Annotated in this window: 11 protein-coding genes; 10 read left to right on the top strand and 1 reads right to left on the bottom strand. The window is 67.1% G+C overall.

The features are described 5' to 3' along the window. The 10 genes from SM757_RS27140 to SM757_RS27095 form a co-directional block, all read left to right on the top strand. Positions 1–256: hypothetical protein (locus SM757_RS27140; RefSeq protein ID WP_322467775.1), on the top strand; the 256-nt coding region annotated here is incomplete at its 5' end. Between the two features lie 125 nt (positions 257–381). Continuing rightward, positions 382–882 (top strand): molybdenum cofactor biosynthesis protein MoaE, encoded by a 501-nt coding sequence (locus tag SM757_RS27135; protein WP_322467774.1) that lies wholly within the window; start codon positions 382–384, stop codon positions 880–882. Between the two features lie 18 nt (positions 883–900). After that, positions 901–1,296: a fluoride efflux transporter CrcB gene (gene crcB / locus SM757_RS27130; protein WP_322467773.1), complete on the top strand. Its 396-nt coding sequence runs from the start codon at positions 901–903 to the stop codon at positions 1,294–1,296. Positions 1,297–1,301: 5 nt separating this feature from the next. After that, on the top strand, positions 1,302–1,928 hold the full coding sequence (locus SM757_RS27125; protein WP_322467772.1) for a flavin reductase family protein: 627 nt from the start codon (positions 1,302–1,304) through the stop codon (positions 1,926–1,928). Positions 1,929–1,971: 43 nt separating this feature from the next. Beyond that, positions 1,972–3,237, top strand: a complete 1,266-nt coding sequence (locus tag SM757_RS27120; protein WP_322467771.1) for an acyl-CoA dehydrogenase family protein — start codon at positions 1,972–1,974, stop codon at positions 3,235–3,237. A gap of 135 nt (positions 3,238–3,372) precedes the next feature. After that, positions 3,373–5,967 (top strand): ATP-dependent chaperone ClpB, encoded by a 2,595-nt coding sequence (gene clpB / locus SM757_RS27115; protein WP_322467770.1) that lies wholly within the window; start codon positions 3,373–3,375, stop codon positions 5,965–5,967. 164 nt (positions 5,968–6,131) lie between these two features. After that, complete coding sequence (nadB, locus tag SM757_RS27110) at positions 6,132–7,739, top strand: L-aspartate oxidase (protein WP_066335284.1); 1,608 nt, start codon at positions 6,132–6,134, stop codon at positions 7,737–7,739. A gap of 96 nt (positions 7,740–7,835) precedes the next feature. Beyond that, positions 7,836–8,411, top strand: coding sequence for a hypothetical protein (locus tag SM757_RS27105; protein WP_322467769.1), 576 nt, complete (start codon positions 7,836–7,838; stop codon positions 8,409–8,411). 286 nt (positions 8,412–8,697) lie between these two features. Next, positions 8,698–9,009, top strand: coding sequence for a hypothetical protein (locus tag SM757_RS27100; RefSeq protein ID WP_322467768.1), 312 nt, complete (start codon positions 8,698–8,700; stop codon positions 9,007–9,009). A 220-nt stretch (positions 9,010–9,229) separates the two neighbouring features. Then, positions 9,230–10,708: an extracellular catalytic domain type 2 short-chain-length polyhydroxyalkanoate depolymerase gene (locus SM757_RS27095; RefSeq protein WP_322467767.1), complete on the top strand. Its 1,479-nt coding sequence runs from the start codon at positions 9,230–9,232 to the stop codon at positions 10,706–10,708. A gap of 16 nt (positions 10,709–10,724) precedes the next feature. Here SM757_RS27095 and SM757_RS27090 read toward each other — a convergent pair whose 3' ends face one another. After that, positions 10,725–11,480 carry a two pore domain potassium channel family protein gene (locus SM757_RS27090; protein WP_322467766.1) on the bottom strand — a complete coding sequence of 252 codons (756 nt, stop codon included), beginning with the start codon at positions 11,478–11,480 and terminating at the stop codon, positions 10,725–10,727. Between the last annotated feature and the right edge of the window lie 3 nt (positions 11,481–11,483).

Raw genomic sequence — 11,483 nt, 5'->3', positions numbered from 1 at the left:
CCGGCAGGCCGCCGGTGCCCAGCCGCACCGCGTGCCGCCGCACCGTGAGCCGGAGGGGGGCCGTGGTGGCGACGCCGCCCCGGCGCAGGCCGGTGCCGCGCCGGACACGCTGCTGGCGAGCCTGCCGCCCACGCCGCTGGCGGCCTGCGTGTCGCAGGCGAAGTCGGCGCTGGAGCGCTGCATGCGCGAGCAGTGCGCCAAGGACGCCTGGCGCAGCCACGCGCTGTGCCGGCAGCCGCGGGAAGGCGTGGAGTAGGGAACTGGCCGCGCAACAACCGCCGCCAGGCGGCGGGCCAGGCCACCGCCGCACTGTCGCCGCAGGGCTGCCGTTTGCCGCTTTTCGCCCAGTCACCCCCTAAAACGCGGTGCGACAATCCCGCCATGGCTTCCAACAGCAGCACCACGCCCCGCGTCCTGATCCAGACCGAAGACTTCGACCTCGGCGCCGAGGTCCAGCGCCTGCGCGAGGGCGACCCCGGCGTGGGCGCGGTGGTCAGCTTCGTGGGCACGGTGCGCGAGGTCAGCGACGGCGCGGGCGTGAGCCTCATGGAGCTGGAGCACTACCCCGGCATGACCGAAAACTCCATAGAAGCCATGGTCGATGAAGCCTTCAGGCGCTTCGACATCCGCGCCGCGCGCGTCATCCACCGCGTGGGCGCGCTTCAACCGCTGGACCAGATCGTGTTCGTGGCCGTCACGTCCGCCCACCGCGGCCAGGCCTTCCAGGCCTGCGAGTTCCTCATGGACTACCTCAAGACCCAGGCCCCGTTCTGGAAGAAGGAGCACACGCCCGCGGGCGCGCGCTGGGTCGATGCCCGCGTCAGCGACGACCAGGCGCTCGCGCGCTGGGGCATCAGCGCCGGCAACGCCGCGGCGGCCTGAGGCGGGGCCGGCGCACCGATGGTCTTCCCCGCGATCTCCCTGGCCCAGGTGCTGGCCGTCGCAGTCGGCGCGGCCGCGGGCGCGGTGGCGCGCTGGCTCACGTCGCTCTGGCTCAACAACGCCTGGTCCGGCTTCGCGCTGGGCACGCTGGCGGTGAACTGCTTGGGCGGGCTGCTCATAGGCGTGTCGCTGGCCGTGTTCGCCCGCGCGCCCAACGAGATGGCGCGGCTGCTGCTGGTCACCGGCTTCCTGGGCGGCTTCACCACGTTTTCCGCCTTCTCGGCCGAGTCGCTGTCGCTGCTACTGGCCGGGCGGCTGGGCATGGCCGCCTTGCATTCCTTCGCCCATGTGATGGGCGCGCTGGCCTGCACGGCCCTGGGCCACACGCTGGCGCGCTGGATGGTGAAGGCCTGAGATCCATGACTGCATCCGCCAACTCCTCCACGACCCCGGTGGCCGACGCCGCCGCGGCGCCCGCTGTCCCGTCCGTGCCGGCAGCCGCCACCGCTGCCGCCGAGCTGCCCGGCACGCCGCTGGCGGTTGAAATCGCCGGCGCCGTGGACATCACGCCGCAGGCGCTGCGCGGCGCGCTTGGGCGCTTCGCCACGGGCGTGGCCATCATCACCTGCGTCGATCCGGCCAACGGCGAGCGCGTGGGCCTCACCGCCAACTCCTTCAGCGCGCTGTCGCTGGAGCCGCCGCTGGTGCTGTGGTCGCTGCGCCAGGCCAGCGCCAGCCTCGCGGCCTTCCAGCACAGCGCCCACTTCGCCATCAACGTGCTGGCCGAGGCGCAGATCGACCTCTCGCGCCGCTTCTCCAGCGGCAAGGAGCCGGACAAGTTCGGCGCCGGCCAGTGGAGCGACGGCCTGGGCGGCGCGCCGGTGCTGGGCGGCAGCACGGCGGTGTTCGAGTGCGAGCGCGTGTCGGCCCAGGAGGCGGGCGACCATGTGCTCTTCGTCGGCCGCGTGCTGCGGCTGGCTGACGCGGTGCTGCCGCCGCTGCTGTTCCACGGCGGGCGCTACCACCTGTTGGGCGAGATTCTTTGATGCGGCGCCTCCTGCAGCAGGCGCGGCGTGGAGGAGGTCGAAGATGGATACATCACGCAGCGCGGCTGATGACGCGCACATCGCGGGCGATGCCTCGCGCCTGACCCCGGCGCAGCGCGCCTGGGTGGCGCAGGCGGCCGAGCTGGGCCCGCGCTTCGCGGCCCGCGCGCCCGCGCACGACGCGCAGGCCAGCTTCCCGCGCGAGAACTTCCGCGACTTGCATGCGGCCGGGCTGCTCTCGCTGGCCGTGGACCCGCGCCACGGCGGCGCTGGGGCCGACCTGCTGGGTTGCGGCCTGGTCGCGGCCGAGCTAGGCCGCTGGTGCGGCGCCACGGCGCTGTGCTTCAGCTTGCACGTGAGCAACACGCTCTGGAGCGGGCTGGTGGGGGACTCCCTGTCCATGACCGGCGCCCAGCGCGCCGTGCACGAGGCGGCGCGCGCGCGGCACGAGTCGGCCATCGCCCGCGAGGGCCAGGTGTGGGCGCAGACCATTTCCGAAGGCGGCGCGGCCGACGCCGGCAAGGCGCCGTGGTCCACCGTGGCGCGGCGCGTGGAGGGCGGCTACGTGGTCAGCGGCCGCAAGGTGTTCGCCTCCATGGCCGGCGAGGCCGACGTGCACGGCCTGCTGTGCACGCTGCAGCGTCCGGCCGCGACGCAGGCCGATGCGCTCTTCCTGGCCGTGCCCAGCGACGCGCCGGGCTTGCGCGTGAGCGGCGAGTGGAACCCGCTGGGCATGCGCGGCACTGTCAGCCGCACGCTGGAGTTCCACGACGTGTTCGTCCCGGATGGCGACCGGGTGCTGCCCGAGGGCCTGTACTGCCAGGCCGCCGCCCGCTGGCCGGCGATGTTTTTGATGACCAGCCCGCCGTATCTCGGCCTGGCGCAGGCCGCGCACGACTTCACCGTGCGCTACCTGTGCGGCGAGGTGCCGGGGCTGCCGCCGGTGCAGCGGCGCATGTACCCCACCAAGCAGTTCGCCGTGGCGCAGATGCGGCTGAAGCTGGAGCAGATGCGCGCGCTGCTGCTGGCGTGCCTGGCCGAAGCCGGGCCGGACCCCGACCGCCACGCCCGGCTGCGCCTGCTCGCGGCGCAGCACACGGTGGTGGAGCAGTCGGCCGAGATCTGCCAGCTCGCGCTGCGCACCTGCGGCGGCCAGGCGCTCACCAAGAACCTGCCGCTGGAGCGGCTGCTGCGCGACGCGCGCTGCGGGGCCGTGATGCTGCCGTGGACGGCCGAGCTCTGCCTGGACCAGCTCGGCCGCGACAGCCTGTACTGGGCCGGCGAGGACGAGGAAGCGATAGACGGCTGAAGCCGGCAGGAAGGCCCCGGACGGCACGCGCCGTGCCGCTGGTTCCATCGCAAACCGCGCTGCGTGAAACCCTGGCGCCGGCCTTGAAATCGCTCCACGCCGCCCAACCTCGTTGCGCAACGGAGGATTCATTCCATGCGAATCGACAAGCTCACCACCGCTTTCCAGCAAGCCCTGGCCGAGGCGCAGAGCCTGGCCGTCACCCAGGACAACCCCTACATCGAGCCCGCCCACCTGCTGGCGGCGATGCTGGCGCAGCCGGATGGCCCCAAGGCGCTGCTGGACCGCGCCGGTGCCAACACGGCCGGGCTCAAGACCGCCATGGACACCGCCATGCGCAACCTGCCGCAGGTGCAGGGCGGCGGCGGCCAGGTGCAGCCCGGGCGCGACCTCGTCTCGCTGCTGCAGTCCGCGGAGAAGGAAGCCAGCAAGCGCGGCGACCAGTTCATCGCCAGCGAAATGTTCCTGCTGGCGCTCTCGGACTCCAAGACGGACCTGGGCGCCATCGTTCGCGGCCATGGCCTCACGCGCAAGTCGCTGGAGGCCGCGATCGACGCCGTGCGCGGCGGCGCCAAGGTGGACTCCGCCGAGGCCGAAGGCCAGCGCGAGGCGCTCAAGAAATACACGCTGGACCTCACCGACCGCGCCCGCCAGGGCAAGCTCGACCCGGTGATCGGCCGCGATGACGAGATCCGCCGCGCCATCCAAGTGCTGCAGCGCCGCAGCAAGAACAACCCCGTGCTCATCGGCGAGCCCGGCGTGGGCAAGACGGCCATTGTGGAAGGGCTGGCGCAGCGCATCGTCAGCGGCGAGGTGCCGGACTCCCTGCGCGACAAGCGCGTGCTGGTGCTGGACATGGCCGGGCTGCTGGCCGGCGCCAAGTACCGCGGCGAGTTCGAGGAGCGCCTGAAGGCCGTGCTCAAGGAAGTCGCCGCCGACGAGGGCCGCATCATCCTGTTCATCGACGAGCTGCACACCATGGTGGGCGCGGGCAAGGCCGAGGGCGCCATCGACGCCGGCAACATGCTCAAGCCGGCGCTGGCCCGCGGCGAGCTGCATTGCATAGGCGCCACCACGCTGGACGAGTACCGCAAGTACATCGAGAAGGACGCCGCCCTGGAGCGCCGCTTCCAGAAGGTGCTGGTGGAGGAACCGTCGGTGGAGGCGACGATCGCCATCCTGCGCGGCCTGCAGGAGAAGTACGAGGTGCACCACGGCGTGGAGATCACCGACCCGGCCATCGTCGCCGCGGCCGAGCTCTCGCACCGCTACATCACCGACCGCTTCCTGCCGGACAAGGCCATCGACCTCATCGACGAGGCCGCGGCCAAGATCAAGATCGAGATCGACTCCAAGCCCGAGGCCATGGACCGGCTGGACCGCCGCCTCATCCAGCTCAAGATCGAGCGCGAGGCCGTCAAGAAGGAAAAGGACGAGGCCTCGCAGCGCCGCCTGGGCCTGATCGAGGACGAGATTTCCCGCCTGGAGCGCGAGTACGCCGACCTCGAAGAGCTGTGGAAGGCCGAGAAGGCCACCGCCCAGGGCTCGGCGCAGGTCAAGGAGGAGATCGACAAGATCCGCTTCCAGATCGAGGAGCTCAAGCGCAAGGGCGACTTCAACAAGGTGGCCGAGCTGCAGTACGGCAAGCTGCCGGAGCTGGAAAAGCGCTTGTCGGACGCGCAGGCCAAGGAGGCCGGCAAGGCCGCCGGCTCCGGCCCCAAGCTGCTGCGCACCATGGTGGGCGCCGAGGAGATCGCGGACGTGGTGGCCCGCGCCACGGGCATCCCCGTCTCCAAGCTCATGCAGGGCGAGCGCGACAAGCTGCTGCAAATGGAAGACAAGCTGCACGAGCGCGTGGTGGGCCAGGACGAGGCCATCCGCGCCGTGGCGGACGCCATCCGCCGCTCGCGCGCGGGCCTCTCGGACCCCAACCGGCCGCTGGGCAGTTTTCTCTTCCTGGGCCCCACCGGCGTGGGCAAGACCGAGCTGTGCAAGGCGCTGGCCACCTTCCTATTCGACAGCGCCGACCACATGGTGCGCATCGACATGAGCGAGTTCATGGAGAAGCACTCCGTGAGCCGCCTCATCGGCGCGCCGCCGGGCTACGTGGGCTATGACGAGGGCGGCTACCTCACGGAGGCCGTGCGCCGCAAGCCGTACTCCGTGATCCTGCTGGACGAGGTGGAGAAGGCGCACCCGGACGTGTTCAACGTGCTGCTGCAGGTGCTCGACGATGGCCGCCTCACCGACGGCCAGGGCCGCACCGTGGACTTCAAGAACGCCGTGATCGTGATGACCAGCAATCTGGGCTCGCACCTGATCATGCAGATGGCGGGGCAGGACCCGGCGTTGATCCGCGAGGCGGTGTGGGCGGAGGTGAAGACGCACTTCCGGCCGGAGTTCCTCAACCGTATCGACGAGACGGTGGTGTTCCACGCGCTGGACCAGAAGCACATCGAGTCGATTGCGAAGATCCAGCTCAAGGCGCTGGAGCAGCGGCTGGAGCGGATGGACATGCGGCTGGATGTTTCGCCCGCAGCGCTGGGCGAGGTGGCCAAGGCGGGGTTCGATCCGGTGTTCGGCGCGCGGCCGCTCAAGCGCGCCATCCAGAGCCGCATCGAGAACCCGGTGGCCAAGCTCATCCTGGAAGGCCGCTTCGGCCCCAAGGACGTGATCCCGGTGGACGTGAACGAGGCGGGCGAGTTCAGCTTTGGGCGCACGGTGCACTGAGGCAGCGCGCCGACGCCGACAGGGAAGGGCCGGGCAACCGGCCCTTTTTCTTGCGCGGCGCTTGGCCGTCGCCTCTCCACGAAGCATTTGCTGTGGGTTGTGCTGACGGCCACCCCCGGGGCGCTTCGTAGAATCGACCCTCTTTGCAACACCCGCAGTGCGTGATGAACACCTCTTTCGATGCCCCGTCCGCTCCCGTCGTCATCGTGGGCGCCGGCCTGGCCGGGCTGGCGGTGGCGCTGCACCTGGCGCAAACGCGCCCGGTAGTGGTGCTGGCCAAGCGCGACATCCATGAAGCCGCCACCGCGTGGGCGCAGGGCGGCATCGTCGGCGTGCTGGGCAAGGACGACAGCATCGAGAGCCACGTGCACGACACCCAGGAAGCCGGCGCCGGCCTGGTGGACGAGCACACCGCCCGCTTCATCGCCGAGAACAGCGCCCGCGCCGTCGAATGGCTGGTCCAGCAGGGCGTGCCCTTCTCGCCGGACCCCGAAGGCCCGCTGGGCCTGCACCTCACGCGCGAAGGCGGCCACGCCGTGCGCCGCATCGCCCACGCGGCCGACGCCACGGGACAGGCCATACACGACGCGCTGCTGGCCCAGATCCGCAAGCATCCCAACATCACCGTGCGCGAGCGCTGGATGGCGCTGGACCTCATCACCTCGCGCCACCTCAAGCGCGACGAGCCCGCCCGCTGCTACGGCATCTATGCCCTGGACATCGACACGCAGCGCGTGGAGACGCTGCAGGCCTCCGCCGTGGTGCTGGCCACCGGCGGCGTGGGCAAGGTCTATCGCTACACCAGCAACCCCGAGACGGCCACGGGCGACGGCATCGCCATGGCCTGGCGCGCGGGCTGCCGCGTGGGGAACATGGAGTTCATCCAGTTCCACCCGACCTGCCTGTACCACCCGCAGGACCGCACCTTCCTCATCACCGAGGCGCTGCGCGGGGAGGGCGGACACCTGAAGCTGCCCGACGGCACCCGCTTCATGGCGGCGCACGACCCGCGGCTGGAGCTGGCGCCGCGCGACGTGGTGGCCCGCGCCATCGACTTCGAGATGAAGAAGCACGGCCTGGACCACGTCTGGCTGGACGCCACGCACCTGGGCGAGAGCTTCCTCAAGGAGCACTTCCCGACCATCTACGCCCGGCTGCTGAGCCTGGGCATAGACATCACCCGGCAGCCCATCCCCGTGGTGCCCGCCGCGCACTACACCTGCGGCGGCGTGGTCACGGACCTGGACGGCCGCACCGACATGCCCGGCCTCTTCGCCGTGGGCGAGACCACCTACACCGGCCTGCACGGCGCCAACCGCCTGGCCAGCAACTCGCTGCTGGAGTGCGTGGTGGTGGGCCGCACCTGCGCCGAGCGCATCGAGCAGGACGCGCCGGAAACCCTGCCCGCGCTGCCCGCCTGGGACGAAAGCCAGGTGGAAAACGCCGATGAGCAGGTCGTCATCAGCCACAACTGGGATGAATTGCGCCTGGTGATGTGGAATTACGTGGGCATCGTCCGGACCAATAAGCGCCTGGAGCGCGCGCTGCACCGCATCCATTTGCTGCGCAGCGAAATCGACGAGTATTACGCCCATTTCCGCGTCACGCGCGACCTGCTCGAATTGCGCAACCTCGTGGAATGTGCCGAATTGATTGTGCGCTCGGCCCTCAAGCGCCACGAATCTCGCGGCCTGCATTTCTCGCGGGATTATCCTTATACCCTGCCGGTCAGTTTCCCGACGGTGCTGATTGGCGATCACCGCCGCAAGTGATCCTTATCAATCAGGCGGCCGGCCCAGGCGCTAAGCTGGGCCGGTGATGCTGAAAACAGGCGGCAGGCCGCGGCCTGAAAGGGCCAGGAGATATTCATGAACATCATCATCGGTGGCGCGATGCGCACCGGCAAAACGCTGGTGGCGGATGCCTTGTCCCGCCGCACTGGTTTTCCCTATCTGGGTACGGACAGCCTCATTCTGGCGCTGCGCGACTGTTTCCCTGAAACGGCAGTGGCCCAAAAGGGCAAAAGCTTCGACGAGCTGTGCGAAGCTTTCATTCCCTTCCTGAACCGATACCTGCACCACGCCGGCATGGCTGGCCGCGGCAGCCACATCGTTGAAGGGCATTTCATCAGGCCCAAGGACGTGTCCCAATTGGCGGCCAATACTTCGGCGGTATTCTTTGGTTATCCCGAGGCCGATCCGCAGGAAAAGCTGCAGCAGCTCAAGGCTTATGCTGCCGCGTCCTCGCAGGAAGGCGGGGAAGTTGATGAGGACGAAAAGCTGCTCAAGCAGATCAACCGGTGGATAGACTTGAGCCGGGATTTGCGCGATCAGTGCAATCAGTTTGACATTCTGTTCGTGGATACCAGCCATCAAGACGTCTCGCATTGCAATTCCAATATGGAGCTCTTGTATCGGGCTTTGGGTCTCAATATCAAGGCTTGAAAAAGTCCTCAAGTTTTGTCCATAAACTGCCGATATTGCCTGATGTAGCTCACGCAGTCGGCAGTACACGATGGCCCGAATTTTTGCAGTTGGCGCTATGTGCATTCCAGCTTGTGCGCCCGGGCCTGGTGACGTTTCCAAAGGATGCCGTTCACAGCAGCCGCGCCGCGGACGTGAGCTTCGTGCTTTCGCCCAGCGGCAAACTGGTCAAGGTCAGGTTGCCTGCCAGGGTGCCTGAAGCGCCCGCAGCATCCGTGCACGGCCCAACGCATTGAGGAAACGTCCCGTGGAATTGCTGCTCATCATCGTGCTGGCCGGCCTGTGCTTCTGGCTGATGAAGCCGTTGCGCGATTGGTATGTCGTGGAGGTCAGCGCGCCGTCCGGCCACGGCGGCCTTCAATACGCCTTTAAAACACCCGACCAGGCGGAAACCGAGTTCGACCGCATGCGCCAGGAATTGAGAAATTCGGGTCGCAATGGGCAAATCTTCCTTTGGAAGGTGAAAGCGCGCAGCGGCATGCACGCCAGGAAAATTGATGGCGGCGGCAAAGAAGAGCAGTCCCGGCCGATTTTGTTGAAATTTGATGAAATTGCCTGAGGCGGCCAGTACCGGCTTCATGATTCAAGCGGAGCGAAATGGCGCTCCCCATTTCCTGTAAGCCCCCTGTCATTTGCATTGCCTAGTTTTGCCATACCAACGCACAACGTGGTTGCGTGGTTGAGCAGCAGCATGGCCTTGCCGTCGTCTTTCCCCGGTGCCATCGGCACAGTGGAGACGGTTTGCCGGCATATGAATTAATGAAATACAGGGAAGAATCTTGAAAAAATTGAAAACCATGGCGTCCATCGCGGCGCTGGTTTGCGTTTCCTCTACCTGGGCCCAGCGCACGCAATTGCCGGCGCTCAACGTGGACAAGAACGAAATCTCGGTGTCCGGTTTGTCGTCCGGTGCCTATATGGCGGTGCAAATGCATTTTGCCCATTCCGCCACGTTCAGGCGCGGTGCCGGCGTGGTGGCCGGCGGGCCGCTGTTCTGCGCGGAAGGGGACGTCAATAACGCGCTGGGCCGTTGCATGAGTGCCAGCGCGCCCATCCCGCTGGACCATCTGGTCAAGAACGCGCAAGCCTGGGCTGCTGCCGGCAAACTGGACCCGCTGGCCCATTTGCAATCCAGCCCGGTCTATATGTTCTCCGGCCAGCATGACAACACGGTCAAGCCGGCCGTCATGAAGGATCTGGAGAGTTTCTACAGGCATTTCGTGACGCGGGCCCCGCTGGTATTGAACAACGGGTCCCAGGCCGGCCACGCCATGGTGCTGGACGGGGAGGATGAATCCTGCCCCCTGAGCGTGCCGCCCTATATCGTCAAGTGCGGCATAGACCTGGCCGGCAACCTGCTCACGCATATTTACGGAAAACTGAATCCGCGCAACGACGGCCCGCTCACGGGCAGCGTGGTGGAATTCGACCAGAACGAAATCGGTGCCCAGCGCACGCGCGCCCACCTGGGCCATATGGCCGACTCCGGTTTTGCCTACGTGCCCGCGGATTGCGCCAATGGCGAATCGTGCAGGCTGCACGTGGTGTTCCATGGCTGTCACCAGAATGCATCGCAGATCGGCCCGCAATATGTGCTGGGCACGAACTACGTGCGCTGGGCGGACACGAACAACATGGTGGTGCTGTTCCCGCAAACGCGCATCACGGAATACAACGGCTGCTGGGACTGGTTCGGCTATACCGACAAGTCCAATTACGCCACCAAGGCCGGCTTGCAGGTGAATGCCGTCAAGACCATGGTGGACCATTTGATCAGCGGCAAGCCGCTGTCCACGCTGGCCGCGCCGGCCGGCGTCACGGCCAGCGTGCTGGGAAATACTCGCGTCCGCATTGCCTGGAGTGCCGTCCCCGGTGCGCGCAAATACGAGGTGTATCGCAACGGCGGCCTGGTCAAAACCACGCTGGCACCGAATTCGGATTTCACGGAGTCGGAGTTGGCCTTCGGCACCGGCTACACCTGGACGGTGCGCGCGCTGGATGCCCATAACCAGCCCAGCCGCCATTCCGCGGCGGCCGGTGCCACCACCAGCGGACAAAAGCCGCAGTGCTTCGTCGCCACCAATCCCGAGCATGTGAAGCAGGGCCGCGCAGTCATCATTCCGGCCGGCACGCTGCAATATGCCTACGCCATAGGCACGCGTCAGCTCATGGGCCTGGTCGATGAAAAGAGCATGACCTCGCTGCGCGAAATTCCCGGCCTCATCCCGGGCAAGTTCGAGACGGCACCCTGCTTCTGAAAACGGGGTTTGCAATTCAGCGCGGATTTTTGGGCTGAATCGTGAACCCGATCAGCCTCGCCACCACGGTAGCGAGGTACATCACCCCCGTCATCATTTCCACACTGGCAATGGCGCGTGCATGGGCGGATACTGCCACCACGGCGCCCATGCCGGTGCTGGACATGAGGGCGAAACTCAAGTGGTTCAATTCCGACCAGGTTTTGGCGACGGACGCCAGGTCGGCTGAAAACGCATGCGGCTGCAGCGCCTGCACCAGCACGAACAAATGCGTGAAGGCCCAAACGAAAAGTGTGAAGGTGGCGGCCGAGGCGAATAACTCGTCCACGGTCGTGCGCTGGTCGGCCATCATGTAGGCGATGAGGCTGCCGGCGGCATAAAAATAAAAGCCGGCTTCCAGCGCCGAGGACCAGGGCAACAAGAACGGCATGTCATGCGTGACCTGCAATACCAGCAGGACGATGACGGGCAGGGCTATCGTGACGCTGACCCACGTCAGCCCCGGCGTGCGCCGCACCATGCGCGTGGTGAGTATCAGCACCACGATGCCGAATATGTTGAAGACCGCGTGGCTGTAGCGCGCCTCCTCGATGAACGGGCCCAGCAGCACGCCCAATATCTGCACGATCAACAAAATCGCCGAAGGGTGGCGGCGGGTGCGGACGATGAAGCGTTTGATCAAGCCGGCTCCTCGCTCTTGGTTTTCTCTCGCCTTAGGGCGACAGGCCCCCGGCAAATGGCGGGCCGATAAAAAAACGCCCGGACCAGCCAAGCC

Origin of the sequence: Azohydromonas lata (assembly GCF_034427735.1) — a bacterium.
GTDB classification, from domain to species: domain Bacteria; phylum Pseudomonadota; class Gammaproteobacteria; order Burkholderiales; family Burkholderiaceae_C; genus Azohydromonas; species Azohydromonas lata.
Note: the sequence above shows the minus strand (reverse complement) of the source record. Positions and strands in the feature narration are given on the sequence as shown.